Genomic DNA, 24,994 nt, shown 5'->3' on the forward strand with positions numbered 1-24,994 from the left:
GGCGTTCTTCCCTTGGTTAGCGGCGCAACTGACACATTAGCAGCGAAATCAAACACATAAGCTGGACAATTTGACAAAACTAAAGTTAGGATTGCAAAACTCTTTATAGAATTTTACACAATATTAAGGACTTTCTTTGCGTCACTTCGGCGAGTTCTTCCTTCGGCTTGGAGTTTCTTACTGAGTGGAGATTGGGCGACTCCTTGGGCTCAGATTACAGCGTCTCAATGGACGCCCCCCAGAAAGCTTTGCTCTGTGCGAAAGCGCAGTGTAACGTAGCGGCAGCATCAACGAAGCGCCCAGTGGAAACAGAAATCAACCACACGTTATGGTGATAAGAAAATAATAAAGCTTTCATTTTTACCTGTCCAAAGTTAGCATAAAAAGACAGGAATAACTAATTTTGATGTTTTAAGCTATAACCAAGGAGTGAGAGCAATTGAGTTGGATTGAGTCGATTCAAAAAGCAATAAATTATATCGAAGAGCATTTACTAGAAGACATCACAATGGAGCAAATTGCACGAGAGGTAAATTGTTCGGTCTTTCATTTTCAACGGACTTTCTCGATTTTAACGGATATGTCTATTGCGGATTATATAAGACGAAGAAGGCTAACATTAGCTGCACAGGAGTTAATAAATACAGAGCAAAAAGTAATCGATCTCGCCTACAAATATGGCTATGACTCTCCTGAAGCTTTCACAAAGGCGTTTCGGAAGCATCATAACCTAACGCCTAGTGAAGCAAGAAAGAAGCAAGGACAACTACAATCATACAATCGCCTGGTCATCCAGGTAAGCCTGAAGGGAGCAGAACCAATGAAGTATAAAATCGTAGAAAAAGAAAAGTTTCAAGTGGTCGGAGTAAAAAGAACGTATAATTGTCAAAATGGTGAGAACTTGCAAGGCATTCCTCACTTTTGGAATGAGATGAATTCGAAAAACTTCGATCATCAACTTATCCAATTAAATAACGGAAGCATCAAAGGGACGCTAGGTGTTTGTGTACCAAATACAGAACAAGGACAAAAGGGTTTCATTGATTACTGGATTGCTACGGATCATATAGGGGAAGTGGGAGAAAATTTGTTAGCGTTGGAGATACCTGCATCGAAGTGGGTTGTCTTTGAGGTGCATGGTCCTATGCCAGATGCGATGCAAAATACTTGGAAACAAATTTATTCAGAGTGGTTCCCATCCAATCCATATAAACCAGCAGGAACGGCTGAACTTGAAGTTTACCCTGATGAAGATGCATATAGCCCTGATGCATACTCTGAAATTTGGATTCCGATTCAATAATGATAAAATGGATTTGGTAAACAAGTAGTTGCCAAATCCTTTTTTGTTGTGAGGATGTCACTATAAACACCTTAAGAGAAACTTTTGCTTTTTAAACAACTATATTTTGATGAAGGAGGATGGATATGGACATAGATAGCATTATTTTCGATTTAGACGGGACACTGTGGGATTCAAGCAAAACAGTAGCGCAATCGTGGACGCAGGTAGTTCAGGGGTCTCCTTACGGTAAAGGAACGATAACCGAAGAAGATTTATCTAAAACGATGGGGTTACAAATTAAAGAAATAGCCGCTGTATTATTTGATTATCTTGATGAAGAAAAGCAGATGGAGCTTATATTAGCATGCTGTCAGCAAGAGCAAGCGGATTTATTACATAATGGCGGTAATTTATATCCGCAATTAGAAGAAACTTTACTAGCTCTTTCAAAAAAATTCCGCTTGTTCATTGTAAGCAATTGTCAAGAAGGCTATATAGAAACATTTTATGCCTTTCACAAGCTAGAGAAATATTTTCTTGACTTTGAAAATCCGGGGCGAACAGGCTTGTCAAAAGGAGAAAATATTCAATTAGTTATGGAAAGAAACCACATAAAAAAAGCTGTATATGTAGGAGATACACAGGGAGATATGCTTTCGGCAAAGTTTGCAGGGATTCCTTTTGTTTTTGCTTCATATGGTTTTGGTAAGCCAGAGGTGTATGATTATATTATCGAAAAGCCAATAGATTTATTAAATATATTTTAAACAGAGTATAGAGTCTGTCTTTTCTGACGGTCTCTATACTCTGTTTTGGCTAAGAAGTACAAATAATAGAAATTTATTTTAATAAAGAATAAACATTAATGTCATAAAAAGATTCTTTTGAATCTTCTTTTTCCTGAAATGTCCCTTCAAAAGTAAAATTCAATTTCTCTACTACTTTTATAGAATTTATATTACCAGGCTCAATTTTTGCTTCGATTCTATTTATGTTTAAAGTGGTGAAAGCATAATCAATTAAAGCCGAAATGCTTTCTGGCGCATAGCCTTTTCCCCAATAAGCTTTAGCAAGATCATAGCCGATTTCTGCTGAGGCGTTAGCTTCGTCAAATGCATTGAATCCACAAGAGCCGATTATCTTATTTGATTCCTTCTCGATAATGGTTAAGCGAATAGCTTTGCGCTCTTCAGCTAATTCATCAAAAAGCTTAATCATGTCATTCGCTTGTTCTTCATGCGTAAAATTAGTGATATTCATAAATTTTGTAACTTCCGGGTCTGACCAAATTTTAAATAAACGATGAGCATCAGCCATTTCCATTTTTCTTAAATATAATCTTTTTGTGTAAATTTGTTCTATCAATACTTTTACCTCCAAGTTATTAATGAATTCTGGATGAAAAATATTGCTATCTGCGCATAATTCAGTCCCTTCAAATTTTATGTACCCATTATACAATAACAATAATATTTACCCCAATAATTTCCTTAAACGATATAATGTATGTAGATCTATCAAAAGAATAGGGGAAATGATAATGATCAAGGTTACAGCCGAGAATTATTCGATTATTAAAGAAACAATAAAAAATGCACCAACGTTTGTCTATAGCATACTAGATCAGGTAATAGAAGGCTCTGTCTATACCGGCAATGATAGCTTCCATTCACTACTATTTCAAACCAAATCAGGAATATGCTATGTTTATGGCGATTCGTCCAGCGAGCAAATCGTCAATAAACTTGAATGTTTACTACAAAAATCTATTGAACAAAGTAAACGTTTCACATTATTTTCTTACGCAGACGATTGGAACACGAAGATTGAACAACGTTTAAATGGTCATGTAAAAAAGCTAGAAAGATACACGTTTACCTTTGCTATAAATGCTTATAATGATAGAGAAAAACGAGAGCTGTCTGACTACGAATTTATGAAAATCAAGCAACCTCAAATTGAGCATTGTTTAGAATTCGACAATCAATATTATGAGGAATACTGGGATTCTACTAATAATTTTCTTGAAAACGGCTTTGGTTTTTGTCTGCAGCATGGGGATAAGATTATTAGTGAAGCGGTTTCTATTTTTAAATCGCAGCAATTTGCAGAGATTGATATAGTTACTGATCCGAATTATAGAGGTAATGGATTAGCAAGCTTCATTGCAGAGAAATTTATTGATTATTGTATTTTCAATGATATACAGCCTTGTTGGGATTGTGATAGTCATAACCAAGCTTCTTATCATTTAGGAACTAAGCTTGGCTTTAGTAATCCGCAAAAATATGTAATTTATATAAAGTCTTAATACATAAAAAATGCTTACAGTGAAAAAATATTTTATAAAAGCCAAGGCTAAAGCTATTTTAAATAGTGAATTCATTATATGTATTGATTGTTACTCCTAGTAGGGTTATCTTCCTCAGTTTGTTTAAGTGTGAAAATGAAAAAGCTTCTTAACATATTTTCAAACTGAAAAAAATCGACTACAATGGTTTACGAATGGTATAAATTCTAAATTTTATCCATTTATCTTTATTTATACAATTCTACTATAGAGGAGCTCCAAGATGAAAAAGAAGTTTTTATCCTTACTGATGTCCATAATTATGGTTCTATCAGTTAGCGTATCGGTGTATGCTGATGAAAAGTCGCCACCAGCGACAAGAGGAGAGATCGTTAAAACCTTGTTGATGGCAGCAGACGCTTATCAACCAGGAATTAAAAAAGAAGCCCTTATACAAGGCTCTAAAAACGGAGATTTAAGAGAGAATGAACCTGCTAAGAAGATAGAGGCTTTAGTCATGTTGAGCAGGGCGTTCGGCGAATTGCCAAAGCCCGTAGGAAATGATCTGCGCAGTGGAACATTTGACGTCAAGTTTACAGATGTACCCACTTGGGCTAAGAAAGATATCGATAAATTGGCGAAAGCAGGCGTACTGACGGGCAACCCCGACGGCACATTAGGCGCAAATGACACTATTACAATCGATGAGTTCCAAAATATTATTGCTAGAATTTGGACGCTCAAAGGCTCCCATTTAAATGACGATTTTTATGAAGCAATCAATAAGGAATGGTTAAATGAATCGACAATTCCGGCAGGAGAAATCATGGGCGGCGTCTTCCCCGAGCTGTACAAGCAAAATAACGATAAAATTGAAAAAATAATAGATGAGCTCGCTGGTAAACAGTTCGAAGAAGGAACAAAAGAACAAAAAATTGCCGACTTCTATACGACAGCGTTAGATTCAAAAAATAGAAATAAACAAGGGATTGAGCCCATTCAAAAATATGTAAAGGCCATTGACGGGGCTAAAACGCTTGATGAACTCGTACAAGCAGATCTTATCTTGGAAAAAGAATTGGGTCTAACCTCGTTATTCAACTTTATAATTATGAATGATGCAAAGAACAGCAGTGAAAACGCTTTGTATTATTCTGGATTAACTACTGGTCTGGATAAGAACAGCTTTGTAACGGAAGACTCGAAAGCGAAAGAAGCCTATATTCAATATATATCCAGACTTCTTGTAGCATCGGGCGAGGAAAAGTCAGCTGCCAATGCACATGCCGAAAAAGTATATGATATGGAGAAAAGCTTAGCTTCCGTATCACTTGAACCGCATGAAATAGGCGACGTCAATAAATACTATAATCCGTATACAATCAAACAATTCGATGACATGTTCAAAACAATTGATATGAAACAAGTCTTGAAATCGATGAAAGTCGACAGTGCTGATAAAGTGATCGTAACCGATGTGAAGCTGGCGCAAAAAGGCGCGGATCTCTTGACTGAAACTAATCTTAACGTACTAAAAGCTTATTCTAAAGTGCAATTGCTTATGGCAACAAGCGGTTCATTGTCAGATGAATTCAGAGAAGCTGCTATTGAGTTTGACGCAACGTTATTAGGCGTTACAGGTGAAAAAACAGCTAAAGAAATCGCAGTAGCTAAGACAACAGGCTCAATGGGCGGATATTTGGAGCAAATGTTTGCCGAGAAACATTTTTCATCAGAAGCTAAAAAAGATGTTGAGCAAATGGTAGAGAAGTTAATTGCTACGTATGAGGAAAGAATCAAATCTCTTGATTGGATGTCAGAAACTACAAAAGCTAAAGCCATTAAAAAGCTGGATACGATGATTGTTAAGATCGGTTATCCAGATAAGTGGGATACGACATTAGATAAAGTAGCTATCAAGACATATGACGAAGGCGGTTCACTATTCTCTAATACCGTCACAGTAAACAAAGCCTACAGAGATGACATGAAAGCTAAGCTAGGAAAATCGGTGGACAGAACGAAATGGACAACGAGTGTATATACCGTAAATGCTTTCTACAATACTTTTAATAACGAAATTACTTTCCCTGCGGGTATTCTCCAAGCGCCTTTCTATGATATTAATGCTAAACCTGAAGCGAACTATGGTGCCATTGGCATGGTCATTGGCCATGAAATCAGCCATGCATTTGATAACAACGGATCAGCATACGACGAAAATGGAAATGCAAATAACTGGTGGACAGAAGAGGACTTTAAGAAATTCACAGAGAAAAACCAGAAACTGATTGAGTTCTATAATGGAATTGAGATTATTCCAGGGGTGTTGAGCGACGGTCAGCTTACACTAAGCGAGAATGTCGCTGATTTAGGTGGGATGGCAGCTTCCCTGCAAGTTGTATCTCAAATGAATAATCCGGATTATAAAGCCTATTTCGAAAGCAATGCGAAAATATGGAAATCCACAACTACAAAAGAATTTGCAGCGATTCTAAGCAAAAACGATATACATTCAGCTGCTAAAATTAGAGTAAACCGCACGATTGTGAACTTCCAGCAATTCTATGATACCTATGGAATTAAGCTTGGAGATGGCATGTACGTAGCTCCAGAAGATCGAGTTTCTATCTGGTGAAAATTAGAGGAGATAGAGTTAATTCCAATAGTTTTTACATCACTGTATAACCTGGTGAGTTGAATTAACGTACAAATTAGTTGTTGTAGTCAATATGTTTATAAAAATGAGGATAGAAAGAGCGATATTATTTAGCTCTTCTATCCTCCTTTTTATTTCAATCCATATAATGTGTGAAAATCGTTTCAGCCTATTATGAGCATTCTATATTGTTTAAAAGAACCGATTACGCGCTTCGAAGATATTGTAAAACAATTTAGCATCCCTAGCCATTTTAGTATTGGCGTTCATTTGTGGTCGTAAGCAATTTTGGAACATTTCATCGCAATATTTTGATCTACCATATCGACCATAACATTCGTCATGTAATTTGCAGCATGAATCTACGGCATTGATAGGTCTACCTGGTCCTGAACACCCAGGTCCACAGTATTTATAACCCGGGTAGCAAAAACCAAATGTGCGGTGTCTGTACATCAGCTATTCTCCTTTATAAAAAAATAATGATTACTATAAAATATGAAATTTTCGCATCTAGAAGGGGATTAAAAACTAATGTAAGAGAAAAAGTATCAACTGATGAGACAAATCTATAAATGTAAGGTTCCTGTAAGCTTTTCAAAAAACTACTGTAAGGATGAGAGGTTATGATAGCCATAGTTCAGTAAAGTATGAAAGAGAAGGAGTTTTAAGCATGAATTCATCCGTTACTCAAAAAGAAAGAATCGTTTCCTTAGATATTATTCGGGGGCTAGCGTTATTTGGCATCCTATTTATAAATGTAGCGGCCTACCAGATGCTAGTAGAGGGAGGACCGATGCCTGACTATAGTGGAATTAACGGCATTATTGATACGCTCATTGATATTTTTATTGAAAAGAAATTCTTTTCCATTTTTTCATTCCTCTTTGGTGTAGGTTTTTACATTTTTACTTCACGTGCAGAAGCGCGTGGCGATAAGCCAAGATGGCGTTTTGCCAGACGTTTACTTGCTTTATTATTAATTGGTATTGTCCATGTGTTTATTTTTTGGGGTTCAATCCTCGCTATCTATGCAGTAATAGGTTTTTTACTAATTCCTTTCTATAATGCAAAGGTTTCAACAATTAGTAAATGGCTATTTGCTATCGTTACCGTTCATGTCCTTAGCATTCTTGGACAACTATTTATGCCAAATCAAGGAGCCTTATCAACTGTTTTTGGGATATTAGGAAATGATGCCGTTACTATTTTTATCATGTTTTTAACTGGTTTTTTAGCAGCAAAAGCTGATTGGATTAGTCATATTAGTGAATACTCAAAACAAATAAAGTGGCTACAATTTGTGACATTCCCACTCTTTGTTGGCATCTCTCTTTGGATTTGGTTTGCTGCTCAAGGGGAAGATCCAAATCTACAATTGATTATTGGTTTAGGGGTAATTCCGACAACTTATTTTTATTTAACTTGTCTATTTATTATGTTGGAGAATAAAAGCATCGTGAAGTTTCTTAAGCCAATTGGGCGAGTAGGTCAGATGGCATTTACAAACTATTTAGCTCAAAGCTTTATTGGTTTAGCTATTATGTCATTAATGGGGCTTGAAGTTGTTTCACCTTCTGATGTAGTAATCATTGCTATCTTAATTTTTGTCATTCAAATTATCTTCAGTGTCATCTGGTTCAAATTCTTTAAAATGGGGCCATTTGAGAAGGTATGGCGCTTTATGACATATGGTAGAAAAACAGTGCCGAATAAGTAAACGATTTATGCAAAACTCCCTTGCGGTAAATGATTCCAATCCGCCAGGGAGTTTTTAGTGCTATGATAATGTATGAATTTGTAAAAATGAAACCTAAAGCAGTAGACATCCGTAAAAGAGATATCGACATAAAGGAGAAATAGGATATGGCAAAACAAATGAAAAAATACATAACAGTCACAACAGCGTCATTTATGGCTATGCAATTAGCTGCGTGCGGGAACACAGAAACTCAGACCGTCAAAGAGTCTACTGCCACTACAGATAATACAACGGAAGAAAATAATTCTTCAACAGGGAATGGTTTACAAAGTGTCTATGACAGTGACATGGCAAATTCATGTAAGAAATGGAAAGAAAGTGATGATGGTTCGTTCGAATGTTTAGATGAAAATTCACCGCATTATGCACATCATTTCTTCAATGGACTTATGTATGCAACTACTGGAGCTATGATAGGAAGTGCTATTTATAAAAGTCGCAATTTAAGAAATGGGACAGACAGAGAGGATAAAGGTGGTAGTTCAGCAGTACCACGAACGAATTATAGCAATACGAGCGAAAGTAAAAATGCGAATTCTAATGGGATTACGACGAATGGCTCTCAAAATCCGTCCGGTACAACATCTAGTAGCTCAAATAACTCAACAACAAATAGCTCAAATTCAAATACAAGCGGTTCCAAGTCTTATTCGAGTGGCAAGCGTTCATACTCAAATAGTTCAAATTCATCGACGAATAGTTCTAATTCTTATTCAAATCACTCGTCATCTAGCACAGGGAAATCAGGCTTTGGCTCAGGTGGTGCCTCTCGAGGTGGCTCTTCATCTTCTTAAAAGGAGCAATCAATATGGACAAATATTTTCAACAACGCCAAGCATTTTATTCTCAATTTCCTAATTTCTTTCCTGACTTTGAGGATCTTGAGTATGCCTTGTACGATGTACTAGATTTACCCAAAGAGAAAATCGATGAAATTAACTATGCATCTACTATACTTTGGAAAATATTTTTAAAGGTTGGGAAACAATTTAAGCATTTATCGGATGAACAACTTTTAGCACTAGGCATTCGTTCTGAAATGCTACCATACATTCAATTAGATTATTTACAGCAACAATCGATACTGGCTCGCTTCGATTTTATTTGTACAGAGGACGGACAAATAAAATGTCTTGAATTAAATGGTGAAACGCCATTTCTTGTCCAAGAAACCTTTGAGATCAATGAAGCGCTTTGTCAGCATTTAGGATTTGATAGTCCAAATGATGTTTCAGCATTACATAAAACCTTGTCTGGTGCACTCTTTGCGGCTATGCACTATTTAAATGATGTGAAAAAACCTAAAATCGTCATTACAGGGAAAACGGCCGCGGAAGATTATGAGGAATATTGTCAGGTACAGTTTTTAAAGAAATGTATACCTTTTGATGTGGAGTATGTTCCTATTCAAGAGCTAATCATTTTTTCTAGTAACACTACTCATATAGCTCGAGGCCTTTATACACCTGCCATGGAGAAAATTGATATTTTATATCGTCCTGCACATCCAGTAGAGTTTTTAATAGATGATATGTCTTGCGATGGTGATCGCATTGGTCTACATTTACTGGAACTCGTAAAAGATGGACAGCTTGCTATTATCAATGCACCCGCTGCATATGTACTGCAATCGAAAATTTTATTATGGTTAATTTGGGAACGCAAAAATGATCCGCTTCTTTTTAATGCAGAAGAACGAGCTGCTATTCAGAAATATATGTTGCCAACGTACCTTTCGGCAGAACTATTTGTACAGGAAAACTTACCGTTTGTAAAGAAACCTGTCTATTCTCGGGAAGGGAATACTGTAGAAATCTATGCAGGGGATGGTACGAAAACAAATGCTTCTGCGTATACCCATTATGATGATAATTTGTTTATTTATCAGCAGTATGTGGAAATGCCCTCTATAACGATAAACCTTAAGGATGGATTACAAACAAAGAAATGGTTAATCGGCTCATTTATCGCTGATAATCGTGCATGTGGCTTATCTTGTAGAGTAGGTAATCAAATTACAGAATGGGATTCTCACTGGTTAGCTGTTGGATATAAGAAAGAAATTTAACTAAAAAACGGCGAGACTTTTAATAAAGTTTCGCCGCTTTTTCTGCCCTGTTACTCATTCCAACCTTTGCAGACGTTTATCCATTCTTGATAAGGCGTATAGGTTTCTAATTCAGAAATTGTAAGCTCAATGGCGGAGTTGCGACTACCACATGCAGGGAATACCGTTGTGAAGCGTTTGAGTGATTCATCTAAATAAATAGTAACGCCCTCATTCACACCGAAAGGACAAACACCACCTACATCGTGCCCGATCTTTTCAAGAACTTCATCTTTCCCAAGCATCTTTGCCTTTGTACCAAAGGCAGCTTTAAATTTTGCATTGTCGACTTTGGCATCGCCTGCTGCAACAATTAGTATTGCGCCATCGTTCACGAGAAACGATAAGGATTTCGCAATGCGTTCAGGCTCGCAGCCGAGTGCCTGTGCTGCTAGTTCAACGGTCGCCGAGCTTTCGTTTAGCTCCTGTATTTTGTGCTGTACATTCCATTGTGCTAAATGTTCACGTACTTTTTCAATTGCCATATGTAATACCTCCTTACAATACTTCATTTTATTTTAACATAATTTTCAGAATATATAGTTGTGTTATTTTTCAGAAATAACCTATTATATAAATATGGTTTAAAATTACTCTTTTGGAGGTGGAGCCGTTGATTATGAAAGTGCTACAGTCTCTTTTTGTCCTAATAGGGTTATTATTTTTCACAGGAGTAGTTGCGCTGTATTTAATTATTAGTGGTGGGCTACATTTTAGTGGACTACTCTTAACCGTTCCGATATGTTTATTTGTCCTATTTATTTGTTTAATTTTTGATTGGTTGACAACGACAAAACGGAAAATATGGTTAGCGGGGCTAATGGGCATTACGTTGTTAATTGCCTCGATTAAGCCTATTCAACATTACTACAAAATGAGTATTCCAACCGTTGATGCAGAAATTGATGTGTCTGTCTATCAACCATTTATAGAGCAAAATAAAGTAGTAAAGTCAGATACAAAGGCTTCATTGCAATTAGTTGACGCACTACCTCGCTTAGATGGGGCGACGGCGATGTATCCACTGTATGCTGCCTTTGTAGAAGCTACCTATCCAAAGGGTTACTATCCATATGATAATAGTAGAGTAATGGTGAGTCGTACACCTGAAGCTTATCAAAATTTGATTTCAGGAGATGTTGATTTGATTTTTGTAGCGGCGCCATCTGAATCACAAAAGAGGCAAGCTGAGATGGAAGGTCTACCATTTGACATGACCCCCATTGGACGAGAGGCTTTTGTCTTTTTCGTCAATCATAAGAATAGCGTAGAAAATTTATCATTGGAGCAGTTAAAACAAATTTACGCTGGGGAAATTATGAATTGGCATGAAGTCGGTGGTGAAAATGCTGCAATTCGTGCTTTTCAGCGCCCAGCAGATAGCGGAAGCCAAACAGCACTTGAAAGAATGATGGGAGATACACCAATCATGGAAGCACCTGCTGAAAATGTTGCAACAGGTATGGGTGGTATTATTCATGAGGTATCACAATATCGTAATTATAAAAATGCCATTGGCTACACGTTTAGATTTTACTCAACAGAAATGGTAAATAACCACGAAATTAAATTATTGTCCATTAATGGGATTGCGCCCACAAAGGAAAATATTCGTCAAGGTACATACCCACTCGTATCTGAATTTTATGCTGTAACAGCAGGAACAGCTAATCCTAAGGTCAAGAAGTTTATCGACTGGATTGTATCAGATGAGGGGCAAGCACTAGTTGAAAAAGTCGGTTATGTACGAGTAGAAAATGATTGAATAGTTTGCTATACTAGTAGCACAATCAAATATGTTAGTTTTCTAGGGTTCCGTAGCAAAGCTAGTCTGGTCCGAGAGAAAACCACAAATTGATTTTGTGACACGGAAGGATAAAAGCCTGGGAGATACTGTTTACAGCAGTGTTCCTTAGGCTTTTTTTATTTGGCTACTGTTGAAGGGACGTTGTAATTTGATCCCCGAACTGCTCGGATAGGTCAGAATAACGTTCTTAAAGAGCTGCCCAATAATAGTATCCATTTGTGTTTAACAATAAAATGGAGGAATTCGCAATGAACAAACAATGGTTAAGTGTCGTAATTGCTGCTTTTTTTGAAGTCGGCTGGGTTATTGGCTTAAAGCATGCAGGGAATGCACTCGAATGGATTGGTACCGCGATTGCAATTTTTGTTAGTTTTTATTTATTAATTAAGGCTGGGGAAAGCTTACCAGTTGGCACTGTTTATGCAGTATTCGTAGGCTTGGGGACAGCGGGTACTGTGTGTGCTGATAGCTTACTGTTCGGAGAACCATGGAAATTAGCCAAAATTTTATGTATTGTCGTTTTACTTGCAGGGGTCGTTGGTTTAAAGCTAGTGACCGGGGAGCCTAAAGAGAAAGTGGTGAATGAATAATGGCATGGATTGCATTAGTAGTAGCGGGGCTATGTGAGATGATGGGTGTTTATATGATTAGTAAATATAATGATGCTAAAAGTATAAAAAACTTAGTGTTATTGATTTTTGTATTTACCTTGAGCTTTGCTGGTCTTGCATATGCCATGGAAACATTGCCGATGGGTACAGCATATGCCATTTGGACTGGCATTGGAGCAGCGGGTGGTGCATTACTCGGTATGGTGTTTTTCAATGAATCTAAGGATTGGAGACGTATTGTCTGCATTACTCTTGTTTTAGGAGCTGCGATATTTTTGAAGTTATTATCCTAACTAATAACATAAATAGTCATCTTGCACAGTTAATCGTTGCGGGGTGACTTTTTGTTTATGATCGCAAAAGAACGTTAATTTCTTATTAAAAAGCCTTTGCGGCAATGTTAGCAAGATGGAGCTGAATTTCAAATAAGACGGGAAGAGCCTATAAAAAAAAGACAGACAACCTCTCCGGTTGTCCGTCACTTTTTGAAAATTATTTTTTTACATCCTTCGTCCATTCAGCAACTTTGTCTGCATTTGCTTCTACCCAATCTTTAGCAGCTTGTTTTGGGTCTTTACCATCCATAATTTCTAGCATAACGCTCTCTAAGTCTTCTGATGTCCAGTGGAAGTTATCTAGTACAGAATAGACATCTGGTTGATCTTCTTTTAAACCTTTACGAGCGAATGTGTTAATCGTTTCTTCGCCACCATAAACGCCTTTTGGATCATCTAAATATTTCAGATCATATTTAGCAAATTTCCAGTGAGGAGACCAGCCTGTCACGATAATGTCTTCTTTATTTTTAATTGCTTTAGCAAGAGAAGTGGTCATAGCTCCAGATGAAGAAGTTAATAACTGCCAACCTGCTAAGTTATCATATTCATCTAAGGCCTTTTCAGTAGCAGCTGTAATCCCAGCACCAGGTTCAATACCCGTAATTGTTTGATCTGCTTGATTTTTTAAATCTTCAATCGAGTTAACATTCATATAGCTTGGTACTACTAGACCTATTTTGGCACCAGTAAGGTTTTCACCTAGCTCATCAAGGTCATTCTTATATTTTTCATACTGTGGGGCATGAGTATTTGGTAACCATGCAGCGACCATACCATCTGCTTCACCTTTTGAAACAGCCTCCCACATAATTGCATTATCAAGTGGTGTTAATGTTACATTGTAGCCTAAATCCTCTAGTACCTGACCAACTACATTAGTTGAAGCAATTTCAGTATCCCATTCAACGTAGGCTAGATTGACGTCCTTAGAGTTACCACTACTCTTACTTGAATCCTCACCATTACATGCGGCTAGCAAAAAGCCTAGCCCTAAAGCCATTCCTAATTTAGTTAATGTTTTTAGTTTCATCAAATCTTCCTTTCCTATATCAATAGCTTTGTAGCAAACTACAATTTTTAAATCTCAGCGGTGAAAGTGAAGAACTAAGATTTTCGTCAATAAATTTCCTCTTTTGCTATACGGCTTTCTTCTTATTAAAACTTTGCGTTAGGCGGTCTATAACAATGGCGAAAATGACAAGACCTAAACCTGCAACAAAGCCATTACCAACCTGTGTACGTTGCAGTGCAGTTAATACTTCACGTCCTAGACCAGGTGCACCAATCATTGAGGCTGTTACAACCATTGACAGTGATAGCATAACTGTTTGGTTAATCCCTGCCATTATCGTTGATTTGGCAAGCGGAATTTCTACTTTAAATAGTTTTTGCTTTGAGGTACTTCCATATGAATCCGCAGCTTCTACTAATTCTTTTGGTACTTGGCGAATTCCTAGGTTCGTCATACGTACAGTTGGTGGTAAGGCAAAAATAACGGATGCAAATACACCAGGGACTATCCCGATACCAAAGAAGGCAACGGCAGGAATCAAGTATACGAAGCCAGGCATTGTTTGCATGAAATCGAGTATCGGCTTAATCACATTTTCTGCTACAGTTGACTTAGACATAAGAATGCCAAGAGGTATACCTAATATGATTGAGATAATACTTGAAAAGAGCACGAGCGTGGTTGTTTCCATAAGATGCGTCCATAAGCCTTGATTGTAAATAAATAACAAACCAATTAATGAAAACGTTGCGAGCCCAAATTTTTTACCAGTAACGAAAAAGGCAAAAATAACAACAAGTAAAATAAGAATAATCGGGGGAATGCTCACTAATAAATCAGTGACCTGATTCATGAGTAGTTTTCCATTTTTTTGAATCAAGTTAAAAAACATTGAAAAATTACTCGTCAACCAGTCCATAACTGATTCTACCCATGGTCCCACTGGTATTGCTGGAATATTGTCTAATAAATTATTCATTTGCAATTGCCTCCTCATCGCTAGTTGAAAGTGCTTCGATGACAACGCCCCGGATAAGAACACCAAGCAAGCGCTCATCTTTTACAACCGCAATAGGAGTAGGACTATTATGAATCAAACCTAATATATCTTGTAAAAGCATATCTGGTGGAACGGTTAACATATCTGATTGAACAATCGAATGTACCGTTTGTTCTTGTCTTTTAGCTGCAGCCCGTGCGTCGTCAGCTGTAATATAGCCTTTTAAATGTCGATTTTTGTCAACGGCCATTAATAAACTAACCGTTTCTTCACGCATTCTTTTAAGTGCTACGGTCGGTCCATCTACATCTACATTGACAGATACAGGTCTAACCATGGCATTTTCGGCAGTTAATACTTTAGAACGATCGACGTCTTCTACGAATGTTTTAACATAATCATTTGCAGGATTTGTTAAAATTTCTTCCCCAGTACCAATTTGGATGATTGAGCCATCTTTCATAATGGCGATACGATCACCAATACGTAATGCTTCATTCAAATCGTGGGTGATAAATAAAATAGTTTTTTTCAATGTGCTTTGTAAATCGAGTAGCTCATCTTGCATTTCTTTTCGAATTAATGGATCGAGTGCAGAAAAAGCCTCATCCATTAGTAATATTTCAGGGTCATTTGCAAGTGCCCGTGCTAATCCAACACGCTGCTGCATACCGCCTGATAATTGACTAGGATATTGGTCCTTATAAGCAAGTAAGCCTGCATTATCGAGAGCTTGCTCTGCTTTTGCTTGCCGTTCTTCCTTTGAGATGCCTCTGATTTCAAGGCCGTATTCTGTGTTTTGAAGAAGTGTACGATGGGGGAATAAACCGAAGTTTTGAAAGACCATACTCATTTTGTTTCTTCTTACTTTACGTAAACTCTCTTTGCCCATTTTAGAAATATTTTCTCCATCGATGTAAATATTTCCGCTTGTAGGCTCTATGAGACGGTTTAAAAGTCGAATCAGTGTCGACTTACCACTTCCTGATAATCCCATGATAACGAAGATTTCACCTTCATTTACGGTAAAACTTGCATCGTATACACCGACTGTTGCACCTGTTTCTTTTAAGATATCAGTCTTGCTTTTTTGTTGCTTGACGAGTTCTAAGGCTTGGGGAATATGTTTCCCGAAAACTTTAGAAACATGTTCCACTTTTATTTTTTCCACTAGAACCACTCCTTTCGTAGATCAATTTCGCCTTGGCGTAATAGTTGTTACTTCACTACGCACATATGAATTGCCACTAGATGAGGCATTTTAGGCTGAGTCCCTCTATTTTAGTAGGCGTTTAGACACTCACTAAATAAAGATAAATACTATTTGAGGATAATGATACCCAAATATAAACAAGTAACAACCTAACCCTAACAAAAAGTTGTTACTTCTGTCAAATCGACAAAATAGAAAAAATCCGCTTAAACGCTGCTATATCAGCGTTTAAGCGGATTTTAATTTGGGTATAAAAAGCTCTGAACTCGAGCGAAACTTTCATCATTCCCGATAAAGTAAATAATATCTTCTTCTTCTAAGGATACATATGGACCAGGTGATAGTAATAATTCATTTTTACGACGAATTCCGACAATCGTGCTAGATGTATTTTGCCAAAAATTCAATTCCTGTACTGTTTGGTGGATACAAGGGCTTTCAGCTGTCATCTCTAATTGGTAAGGAATAAACGGATTGACGGAACGGAAATGTTCAGTTCGACTAATCAGTTGTTTGGTCTTTTCCTGTAGATTTATTAATTCTTGGTGCTGCTTCTGAATGCTAGACATAAGCTCATGTTGGAGCTCATGAACTGATTGAACATCATGGAATTGGCGAACAAACTGTGCAGCCTTTTCATATGAGATGATGATAACTCCACTACCTTTGGTGGCCTCCACAATTTCCAAGTCTTGCAAAACAGCAATTGCTCTTCTAGCAGTTTCCGCGGAGACATTGTATTGACTAGCTAGGGATGATCTTGCGTAAATTTTATCGCCAATTCGATACTTTCTTTCCACGATTTTTGAGGCTAGGTCGACAGCTATTTGTTGATATTTTGGCTGCTTCACTTGCACATTTTTTTCTAATTGCATTCTTAACTTCCTTTCGTCATTACAGTTCCCTCAGCTTATTATAGACTAGCCTGCACAGAAAAAATAGCATCTCCATAAGCTAGTAGTATATGATAAAAACGTAATATAGCAGTTTTTTGTTTTTTAATAGAGTAAGAGCTGGAGTTTGACAGCCGTTAGTTATTATTATAAACTAAGTTACGTTATGTAAGCTATATAAAAATACAAGTGCTCAGTTAGTTTGTTTTGCTAGCTGTTAACATTAGAAGGTTGGAGAAAATATGACAATTACTACTAAAGTTTTAGATATAGTGAAAGACAAAATGACGATCGTAAAGCAATCAGAAACTGAAAGTATTTGCCTAGTTGGTCCAGTAAAATTACCAGTAAAACAGGGTGGATTTTCAGCGACATTTCAATGGTATAACTGGTTAAAAGTAGGAGCGAATCAGTCAAAAGAGGAAATTATTGATGGGTTAGCATCTGCAAATTTAGCTTTTTTACAACAGTCATCAGTGCTTGTTTATGGAGATTTTACACATGCTGAAGATGCTTTAATTCGCATGCATAGCATTTGTCATACAGGTGATATTTTTGGAAGCCAACGCTGTGACTGTGGTTATCAATTACATGAATCGATGAAAATGATTGTGGAGCATGGTTGTGGGGCTATTTTCTACTTAGCTGATCATGAAGGTCGTGGCATTGGATTGTTCTCGAAATCGCTTGCTTATTTATTACAAGAAGAGGGGTTAGACACGGTTGAAGCAAACCATGCTCTCGGCTTCCCAGATGATACTCGTTCTTACGAAGATGCCATTACTGTGTTAGCTGCACTTCGTTCGAAACCAGTTACACTCATTACCAATAATCCGAAGAAGCTTGCCGCATTACAGGCACATGGTTTAGCAGCAGAAGGACATGTACCATTATGGGGAGGATTAACGGAGACAAATCGTTTTTATTTAGACACGAAAGTAGAGAAATCTGGACATTTGCGCGAAGAGATCTGAGTGGAGGAACGAAGATGACAACAGATGAAAAATATATGCAGTTAGCTCTTGATTTAGCCGCTAGTGCAAAAGGAAATACAAACCCTAATCCACTAGTAGGGGCTGTAATCGTCAAAGACGGTGTAATTGTTGGAACAGGTTTACACAGAAAAGCAGGGGAACCACATGCAGAGGTGCATGCATTCCGTATGGCTGGAGAACATGCTAAAGGTGCGACACTTTATGTAACACTTGAGCCATGCTCGCATTACGGAAAAACACCTCCTTGTGCAAATTTAGTGAAGGAATCAGCAGTTAGTCGAGTGGTTGTAGCTATGCAAGATCCAAATCCTGCTGTTGCTGGACGTGGTATTCAGCTGTTACGAGATGCGGGTATTGAGGTAGAGGTGGGGGTTTTAGAAGCTCAAGCTCGCCGTTTAAATGAACGTTTTATTCACAATATGCTAACAAAACGACCATTTATTATTTCAAAATATGCGATGACTTTAGATGGAAAAATAGCTGCTCATACAGGACATTCCAAGTGGGTAACTGGTGAGGCAGCGCGTGAGGATGTTCACCGTATTCGACATGAGGTGGATGGTATTTTAGTTGGTGTTGGGACTGTTTTAGCTGACAATCCATCCTTAACAACAAGATTAAAAGAAGCTTACGGAAAAAATCCAGTACGCATTATTATGGATAGCTCCCTTCGTACACCAGCCCATGCTAATGTTCTGAATGTAGAAGAAGCGAAAACAATTATTGTATGTAGTGAGAATGTCGATCAAGAAAAAATAACAGCATTTGAGGACAAAGGCGTGACTGTATTGCCAGTTCGACATGACTCTGAGGGCCTTGTTGTTGACGATATGCTTGAAAAACTATATCAATATGGCATTACGGATATTTTAGTAGAGGGTGGAAGTACGATCAACTCTTCCTTTTTACAGCAAGGCGCTATTAACAAATATGTGATTTATATAGCGCCAAAAATTCTCGGTGGTCGCTTATCATTGACACCGATTGCCGGTCCAAATCCATCTACTATGGATGAAGCATGGGATGTAGAGTTTGCTTCGTTTGAGCAGATCGGGCAAGATTTACGTATTATTGCCTATCCAAAGATAGGTGAAGGAAAGTGAATTATCAAGCAGATGTTTGTATCGTAGGGGCTGGGCCAGGTGGAGCACTTCTTTCGCACTTACTAGCGAAAAAAGGTCTTTCCGTAATTCTACTGGAACAAAACGCAGCACTTGGGCAGGCATTTCGCGGTGAGCATTTAAATGAGGAGGGTGAAGCTGTTTTAAAAAGTCATCAGCTTTTTGAAGCAGTCGAAGCGCTCGGTTTATTACGTATGGAAAAACTTGAATATTACGCAGACGGTAGAGCAATCAAAACTATTTTCCCTGTTGAAGCTGTTGGACATTTAGGAATTCATGTACCGCAAGCAAATCTATTAAAGGGAATTTTACAAGAAACACAGCGTTTTCCTCACTTTTCTTGTTTCTTAAATACGAAGGTAATGAAGCTCTTAGTTGATTCTTTGGGCAGATATACGGGTGTCGTTGCATCAAGAAATGGGGAAAAGATTGAAATTAGTAGTCAGTTAATTATCGGTGCTGACGGCCGTTACTCTACTATTCGAAAGCAAGCGCACATTGAGATTCAAAAGCATAAGCATGGCTTTGATTTATTGTGGGCGAAAATTCCTGCCCCCCATGGATGGGAACCATCGATTAAAATGGCATTAATAGGTGGGAAGCAGCTATCCTTATTTACGCAGGTAGGTGGGTTCATTCAAATTGGCTGGAATATTGAACAAGGGAGTTTTCCTCAGCTCAGAAAAAAAGCATTTACTCCATTTATCCAACAGCTTTTAGAACAATTCCCAGAACTATCTGATACTGTAAACGAACATATTAGATCTTGGCAAGATTTTGTCTTGCTTGATGTATTCAGTAGTCATTGTGACTGCTGGGGGACAGAGGGGCTTGCACTATTAGGCGATGCTGTTCACACGATGACACCAACTGGAGCATTCGGGCTCAATAGTGCACTCAAGGATGCAGATTGTCTTGCGTCATTATTAAATAAAAATACGCTTGTTCATTTTAACGTACACGATTTTCAACAAATGCGCGAGCGAGCCATTGAAGAAGTATTAGCGATGCAAATTGAAAAAGAGCAAACATTCGCAACTAACTTCATCAACAAGGCTTCTTGAAGGGAAGAAAAACAACATGAAATTTGGCTTTGATATAGATGACACACTCATAGATTTACGAGCACATGCCTTTAAGCTCTATAATAAAAAACTTGATAAAAATGTTGCGCTAGAAGTATTTCAAGCTTTGCAAAGAGTTGAAATTCACGAACCTTTTGGATTAACAGATGCTGAAGGAGCGGCGATGTGGAATAGCTCATTAGAGGAAATTTATTTTACGGATTGTCCTTCTTTTGAGGGGGCACTAGAAACGCTTCAAGCTTTGGCACAGCAGGGGCATGACATTTATTATATTACTTCCCGTCCTAAGCAATATTGTGAGCAAACACAAGCATGGATGGAAGCACAAGGATTTCCAATGACAGAAGGTCATTTTTTCTGCGGAATGCAAGATACTGAGAAAGTGGCGATCATCAAAGAGCTAGCTTTAGATGTTTATGTAGATGATAAACCAGCTGTATTAGAAACACTGCAAGATGTGAAGACAAAAGTAATTTTAAAAAATCAATCCTATAACAAGCATGTTGAACTACCACGCTTAAATTATTGGGATGATTTCTTAAGATTAGTAAATAATTAGTTCTTCACCATAATGTAGGGATGACTTCCGTTCTGACTGGGCGCTTAGTTGTTGCTGCCGCTACGTTACACTGCGCTTTCGCACAGAAAACATTTGTTGCTGCCGCTACGTTACACTGCGCTTTCGCACAGAAAACATTTGTTGCTGTCGCTACGCTTTCGCACAGAAAACACTTGTTGCTGTCGCTACGTTACACTACGCTTTCGCACAGAAAACACTTGCTCCGCTGCAAGGTCTCGGGCCGATGTTTTGGTAGAAGGCGTTATCACAGATGTGATGTTTTTAGCCTGCGTTCCTCTATGGCTATTCACCGGGGGTCGCCCAGTCTCCACTACTTATATTCCCTATAACAAGCATGTTGAACTACCACGCTTAAATTATTGGGATGATTTCTTAAGATTAGTAAATAATTAGTTCTTCACCATAATGTAGGGATGACTTCCGTTCTGACTGGGCGCTTAGTTGTTGCTGCCGCTACGTTACACTGCGCTTTCGCACAGAAAACATTTGTTGCTGCCGCTACGTTACACTGCGCTTTCGCACAGAAAACATTTGTTGCTGCCGCTACGTTACACTGCGCTTTCGCACAGAAAACATTTGTTGCTGCCGCTACGTTACACTGCGCTTTCGCACAGAAAACATTTGTTGCTGCCGCTACGTTACACTGCGCTTTCGCACAGAAAACATTTGTTGCTGTCGCTACGCTTTCGCACAGAAAACACTTGTTGCTGCCGCTACGTTACACTACGCTTTCGCACAGAAAACACTTGCTCCGCTGCAAGGTCTCGGGCCGATGTTTTGGTAGAAGGCGTTATCACAGATGTGATGTTTTTAGCCTGCGTTCCTCTATGGCTATTCACCGGGGGTCGCCCAGTCTCCACTACTTATATTCAAGGCATATTTTTACAAATGTCGTCCGCGATTTTTGTGAAAAGTCAAATAAAGCACTAAACCCGAATAGAGGACACTTAAAAAGTGAACCTATTCGGGTTTATTCTTTGTTTCGATCAATACAATTGTTTTTCGATTTCTAATGCAACAGCTTGAATAGTGTCAATTAATAAATTTTCATCATAGTCACTATAGCGTACTTCTGGTATAACAAGTGACACGGATGCAATGATTTGGTTGGAAGCATTTAAAATCGGTGCAGATACAGAGCATGCTCCGCGCACACGTTCGCTATTACTTTTCGCAAACCGTTGTAAACGGATCTGCTTTAATTCCGTTAACAGCTGCTCTTTTGAAAGTATAGTATTATCAGTGATACATTCAAGACTTATATTCTCTACATATTCTTCAACATTTGGCATAAATGCGAGCAATATTTTAGATGATGCACCTGCATAAAGGGGAGAGGTGTCACCTACAAACATTTTCGTTGAAAGCGGATATGTTGAATCAAAGTTTAAAATACATCGTCTTTCCAATCCATCAATAATATTCATGGAAACACTTTCGCCGATTTCTTCGTTTAGCTTTTTTAAAATAGGTTCTGCGACAATAATAAGACTTGATTCTTCTTTTACTAAATTGCCTAAATACAGAAGTGAATGACCTAATTGATAGCGCTTTGTACGTTCATCTTTGTGAAGAAAGCCTTCGTACACAAAGGTAGAAACGAAGCGCTGTAAACTCGAAATGCTGATCCCTGTTTTTTTACTTAGCTCAGTTAGGGAAAGGGTTGGTTCATCTTTTGAGAAAGCTTTTAACACTTTAATAGCTTTGTGCAGCGATGACATTGTATAGTTTTTTTCAAAAATCTCCTGATTCATCCCGTCACCTACGTAATAAAATTTTCTTCGACATCCGCCGGAGGATTTATCTTCAGATATACATGCAGCTATGCTTTTGCCCATAAAAACATTTATTAATGAAGATAAAACTGGCCCATCACCATAACGTGGGGTTGATTTCCGTTTCGACTGGGCGCTTTGTTGCTGTCGCTTCGCTTTCGCACAGAGCAAAGCTTCCTGGGGGCGTCCGATGAGCCGCTTCGCTTCGCTGCAGGGTCTCGGGCCAACAGATGTTTTTTGCGCGAAAGCGTGAGTGCAACGTAGCGACAGCAGCACGATGTTGGTCACGAAGGCGTTATCACAGAATGTGATGCTTTTAGCCTTCGTTCCTCTATTGCTGATCCCCAAGGAGTCGCCCAGTCTCCACTCCAATCAACCTATCCACATGACATACTTTTTAATAAAATGTCATTCCGAACTTTCAGTGATGAACCATAAAAGTACTTCTATTATAGCGCAATTTTATTTTTGTAGAGAGGACTTTTGGAATTGGTTTGTGTGTTCTCCAAGTATCGGTGGTGCTAATTTATATTCAATATCTAAATCAGAGAACTTTAACGGGCTTTTGATGAATCTAATTGTCCCATATTGTTCGTGCTCTATTTCACCAATCATGTCTCGTGCCATAAATTGCGGTTGTGCTAGTGCCTCAGCAATTGTGTTCACACGTCCACCTGGAATTTTGTATTGTTGTAATAAGGTAATCCATTCATCCCGTGTTTTTGTCATAGTAATGTCAGTAATCATCTGAACAAGCTCCGCTTCATGTTGCTTGCGCATCGTATTCGTTAAAAAGCGCGGATCATTGGCCCATTCCTCACGTTGCAACAGCGTGCAAAACTTTTTAAATTGTCCATCTGTGCCAACGCAAATCATTAAGGGGCCATCCGCACAGTTAAATACCTGATAGGGCGCAACATTATTATGACGATTACCGAGACGTTCTGAAATAAAACCTGTATTTAAATAAGCACTCGCTACATTCGCTAAGCTACTCATCTGAACGTCTAATAAAGCTAAGTCAATAAATTGCCCTCTATTTGTTTGATCACGCATTCGTAAAGCGGCTAAAATACTAATGACGACATAGTTAGAGGTTAAAATATCTGCAATAGGAACACCAACTTTTGTTGCTTCTCCATCAGGTGAGCCTGTAACATGCATTAAACCACTCATCGCTTGAATTACTGGATCGAAGCCTGGTTCGTGTGCGAGAGGACCCGTTTGACCGAATCCTGTAACTGCACAATAGATGATTCTAGGATTCACTTTGCTTAATTCCTCATAGCTTAGTCCCATTCGTGCCATGTCACCTGTCTTAAAATTTTCGAGGACGACATCAGCATCTTTGACAAGTTCTTTAAATTTTTCTCTGTCTTCTATTGTCTTTAAATCTAATGTGATCGATTTTTTATTGCGATTGGCACATAAATAATACGTACTTTGGCCATTTACAAATGGTCCCCAATCCCGCATACTATCAGAACCATTTGGATGTTCTATGCGAATTACTTCTGCCCCTAAATCTGCCAACATCATAGAGCCAGCAGGGGCAGCATAGACGCGAGATAAATCCAACACTCGAATATTTTCAAGAGGTTGCATTGTTCGTCCTCCTAAACATGTCATTTATAAATAGGCTTACGTTTTTCTACTACTGCATTTACACCCTCTTTAAAATCATCTAGCTCTGTGACAATCGCCATTTGTGAAGAAATGTAATCAAGGGCAGTACGTAAATCCATCCGTTGACTTTGATAAACAGCACGCTTAATGAATTGCAATGTCGTAGTTGGACGACTTGCTAATTCTTTTGCATAATTCAATGTGTATTCGTCGAGATCTTGGTCCTCGATAACAAATGTCACAACACCTTTGTCTTTTGCTTCATCGGCAGTTAACACACGAGCTGTCCAGAACATGTCCAAAGCTTGATCGATGCCGATTAATTTTGGTAAGTAATAAGCACCACCGTCGCCTGGCACGATTGCAACATTAATATAGCTTTCTGAGATCTTTGTAGATTTTGCAGCAATCCGAATATCGCACATTAAGGCCATATCAAGCCCTGCACCCATTGCAAACCCATGAACCTGTGCAATAACAGGCTTATCAATTTCTTCAAGGAGAAGGGGTATACGCTGAATCTTTTTCCACAGCGAATTTTTTCGTGCTAATCCTGTAGAAGAGATATCGTCCTCGCTTTGGAAAAATCCTTCCCCAGCTTGCATCGCCTTAATATCCCCTCCAGCGCAGAATGATTTTCCATTACCCTTGACGATGACAACACGAATATCCGCTGAATCACGAACAGTTTCAAGGGCTTCAATCCATTTAGCGATCATCTCATCACTAAAAGCATTGTACGCCTCAGGTCTATTTAATGTAATCGTAGCAACATGGTCTTGCACTTCAAAAAGTAAATCAGTCATTGATAACACTCCTTATCATGTCATTGGTG

Annotated in this window: 24 protein-coding genes and 1 riboswitch; of the genes, 14 read left to right on the forward strand and 10 right to left on the reverse strand. The window is 38.3% G+C overall.

The annotated features are described in order from the left end of the window. Positions 1-439: 439 nt before the first annotated feature. Both MY533_RS05755 and MY533_RS05760 read left to right on the forward strand, forming a co-directional pair. Positions 440-1,303, forward strand: a complete 864-nt coding sequence (locus MY533_RS05755; protein WP_248718332.1) for an AraC family transcriptional regulator — start codon at positions 440-442, stop codon at positions 1,301-1,303. A gap of 125 nt (positions 1,304-1,428) precedes the next feature. Further along, on the forward strand, positions 1,429-2,052 hold the full coding sequence (locus tag MY533_RS05760) for an HAD family hydrolase (protein ID WP_371873305.1): 624 nt from the start codon (positions 1,429-1,431) through the stop codon (positions 2,050-2,052). Between the two features lie 73 nt (positions 2,053-2,125). Here the strand turns inward: MY533_RS05760 and MY533_RS05765 are convergent, their stop codons facing one another. Further along, positions 2,126-2,650, reverse strand: coding sequence for a GNAT family N-acetyltransferase (locus MY533_RS05765; protein ID WP_248718333.1), 525 nt, complete (start codon positions 2,648-2,650; stop codon positions 2,126-2,128). 175 nt (positions 2,651-2,825) lie between these two features. Here MY533_RS05765 and MY533_RS05770 point away from each other — a divergent pair, with 175 nt between their 5' ends. Further along, positions 2,826-3,596 (forward strand): GNAT family N-acetyltransferase, encoded by a 771-nt coding sequence (locus MY533_RS05770; protein WP_248718334.1) that lies wholly within the window; start codon positions 2,826-2,828, stop codon positions 3,594-3,596. A 262-nt stretch (positions 3,597-3,858) separates the two neighbouring features. Then, the gene (locus MY533_RS05775; protein WP_248718335.1) at positions 3,859-6,213 is read left to right on the forward strand and encodes a M13-type metalloendopeptidase; all 2,355 of its coding nucleotides are present in this window, start codon (positions 3,859-3,861) and stop codon (positions 6,211-6,213) included. A 213-nt stretch (positions 6,214-6,426) separates the two neighbouring features. Here the strand turns inward: MY533_RS05775 and MY533_RS05780 are convergent, their stop codons facing one another. Continuing rightward, complete coding sequence (locus MY533_RS05780; RefSeq protein ID WP_248718336.1) at positions 6,427-6,690, reverse strand: Parvovirus coat protein VP1-like protein; 264 nt, start codon at positions 6,688-6,690, stop codon at positions 6,427-6,429. A gap of 217 nt (positions 6,691-6,907) precedes the next feature. On the opposite strand from MY533_RS05780, the gene MY533_RS05785 reads away from it, so the two are divergent. The 3 genes from MY533_RS05785 (at position 6,908) to MY533_RS05795 (ending at position 10,064) form a co-directional block, all read left to right on the forward strand. After that, positions 6,908-7,954 carry a DUF418 domain-containing protein gene (locus MY533_RS05785; RefSeq protein WP_248718337.1) on the forward strand — a complete coding sequence of 349 codons (1,047 nt, stop codon included), beginning with the start codon at positions 6,908-6,910 and terminating at the stop codon, positions 7,952-7,954. Positions 7,955-8,100: 146 nt separating this feature from the next. Further along, positions 8,101-8,790: a hypothetical protein gene (locus MY533_RS05790; protein ID WP_248718338.1), complete on the forward strand. Its 690-nt coding sequence runs from the start codon at positions 8,101-8,103 to the stop codon at positions 8,788-8,790. 14 nt (positions 8,791-8,804) lie between these two features. After that, positions 8,805-10,064: a glutathionylspermidine synthase family protein gene (locus MY533_RS05795; RefSeq protein ID WP_248718339.1), complete on the forward strand. Its 1,260-nt coding sequence runs from the start codon at positions 8,805-8,807 to the stop codon at positions 10,062-10,064. 50 nt (positions 10,065-10,114) lie between these two features. Here the strand turns inward: MY533_RS05795 and MY533_RS05800 are convergent, their stop codons facing one another. Continuing rightward, entirely contained in the window at positions 10,115-10,588 is a 474-nt protein-coding gene (locus MY533_RS05800) for a YbaK/EbsC family protein (RefSeq protein ID WP_248718340.1), read from the reverse strand. A 134-nt stretch (positions 10,589-10,722) separates the two neighbouring features. Here MY533_RS05800 and MY533_RS05805 point away from each other — a divergent pair, with 134 nt between their 5' ends. The 3 genes from MY533_RS05805 (at position 10,723) to MY533_RS05815 (ending at position 12,814) form a co-directional block, all read left to right on the forward strand. Beyond that, positions 10,723-11,868, forward strand: coding sequence for a PstS family phosphate ABC transporter substrate-binding protein (locus MY533_RS05805; protein WP_248719155.1), 1,146 nt, complete (start codon positions 10,723-10,725; stop codon positions 11,866-11,868). A 31-nt stretch (positions 11,869-11,899) separates the two neighbouring features. Continuing rightward, positions 11,900-11,995: riboswitch (guanidine-I (ykkC/yxkD leader) on the forward strand. Positions 11,996-12,158: 163 nt separating this feature from the next. Continuing rightward, positions 12,159-12,500, forward strand: coding sequence for a DMT family transporter (locus MY533_RS05810; RefSeq protein WP_248718341.1), 342 nt, complete (start codon positions 12,159-12,161; stop codon positions 12,498-12,500). Further along, positions 12,500-12,814, forward strand: a complete 315-nt coding sequence (locus MY533_RS05815; RefSeq protein ID WP_248718342.1) for a DMT family transporter — start codon at positions 12,500-12,502, stop codon at positions 12,812-12,814. Before MY533_RS05810 ends, MY533_RS05815 begins: the two co-directional genes overlap by 1 nt. 199 nt (positions 12,815-13,013) lie before the next feature. Here MY533_RS05815 and MY533_RS05820 read toward each other — a convergent pair whose 3' ends face one another. The 4 genes from MY533_RS05820 to MY533_RS05835 all read right to left on the reverse strand — a co-directional run bounded on the left by MY533_RS05820 (position 13,014) and on the right by MY533_RS05835 (position 16,959). Continuing rightward, entirely contained in the window at positions 13,014-13,889 is an 876-nt protein-coding gene (locus MY533_RS05820; protein ID WP_248718343.1) for a glycine betaine ABC transporter substrate-binding protein, read from the reverse strand. A 106-nt stretch (positions 13,890-13,995) separates the two neighbouring features. After that, positions 13,996-14,850 (reverse strand): ABC transporter permease, encoded by an 855-nt coding sequence (locus tag MY533_RS05825; RefSeq protein ID WP_248718344.1) that lies wholly within the window; start codon positions 14,848-14,850, stop codon positions 13,996-13,998. Beyond that, positions 14,843-16,042, reverse strand: coding sequence for a quaternary amine ABC transporter ATP-binding protein (locus MY533_RS05830; protein ID WP_132363083.1), 1,200 nt, complete (start codon positions 16,040-16,042; stop codon positions 14,843-14,845). Before MY533_RS05830 ends, MY533_RS05825 begins: the two co-directional genes overlap by 8 nt. Positions 16,043-16,323: 281 nt before the next feature. Continuing rightward, on the reverse strand, positions 16,324-16,959 hold the full coding sequence (locus MY533_RS05835) for a GntR family transcriptional regulator (protein WP_132363081.1): 636 nt from the start codon (positions 16,957-16,959) through the stop codon (positions 16,324-16,326). Positions 16,960-17,219: 260 nt separating this feature from the next. On the opposite strand from MY533_RS05835, the gene MY533_RS05840 reads away from it, so the two are divergent. From MY533_RS05840 to MY533_RS05855, 4 genes are read left to right on the forward strand one after another with little or no spacing between them, the layout of a single operon-like run. Further along, positions 17,220-17,951, forward strand: coding sequence for a GTP cyclohydrolase II (locus tag MY533_RS05840; RefSeq protein WP_248718345.1), 732 nt, complete (start codon positions 17,220-17,222; stop codon positions 17,949-17,951). Between the two features lie 14 nt (positions 17,952-17,965). Then, the gene (gene ribD / locus MY533_RS05845; protein WP_248718346.1) at positions 17,966-19,075 is read left to right on the forward strand and encodes a bifunctional diaminohydroxyphosphoribosylaminopyrimidine deaminase/5-amino-6-(5-phosphoribosylamino)uracil reductase RibD; all 1,110 of its coding nucleotides are present in this window, start codon (positions 17,966-17,968) and stop codon (positions 19,073-19,075) included. Continuing rightward, positions 19,072-20,157: an FAD-dependent monooxygenase gene (locus MY533_RS05850; RefSeq protein ID WP_248718347.1), complete on the forward strand. Its 1,086-nt coding sequence runs from the start codon at positions 19,072-19,074 to the stop codon at positions 20,155-20,157. Before ribD ends, MY533_RS05850 begins: the two co-directional genes overlap by 4 nt. A 16-nt stretch (positions 20,158-20,173) precedes the next feature. Then, the gene (locus tag MY533_RS05855; protein WP_248718348.1) at positions 20,174-20,737 is read left to right on the forward strand and encodes a 5' nucleotidase, NT5C type; all 564 of its coding nucleotides are present in this window, start codon (positions 20,174-20,176) and stop codon (positions 20,735-20,737) included. Positions 20,738-21,744: 1,007 nt separating this feature from the next. Here MY533_RS05855 and MY533_RS05860 read toward each other — a convergent pair. From MY533_RS05860 to MY533_RS05870, 3 genes are all read right to left on the reverse strand, one after another. Beyond that, a complete protein-coding gene (locus tag MY533_RS05860) occupies positions 21,745-22,905 on the reverse strand; it encodes an IclR family transcriptional regulator (protein ID WP_248718349.1) in 1,161 nt (386 codons plus the stop codon). A 90-nt stretch (positions 22,906-22,995) separates the two neighbouring features. Further along, positions 22,996-24,138, reverse strand: coding sequence for a CaiB/BaiF CoA transferase family protein (locus tag MY533_RS05865; RefSeq protein WP_248718350.1), 1,143 nt, complete (start codon positions 24,136-24,138; stop codon positions 22,996-22,998). A 20-nt stretch (positions 24,139-24,158) separates the two neighbouring features. After that, positions 24,159-24,965: an enoyl-CoA hydratase/isomerase family protein gene (locus MY533_RS05870; protein ID WP_248718351.1), complete on the reverse strand. Its 807-nt coding sequence runs from the start codon at positions 24,963-24,965 to the stop codon at positions 24,159-24,161. Between the last annotated feature and the right edge of the window lie 29 nt (positions 24,966-24,994).

Origin of the sequence: Lysinibacillus sp. Ag94, assembly GCF_023242215.1 — a bacterium.
In the GTDB taxonomy this organism is placed as follows: Bacteria; Bacillota; Bacilli; order Bacillales_A; family Planococcaceae; genus Lysinibacillus.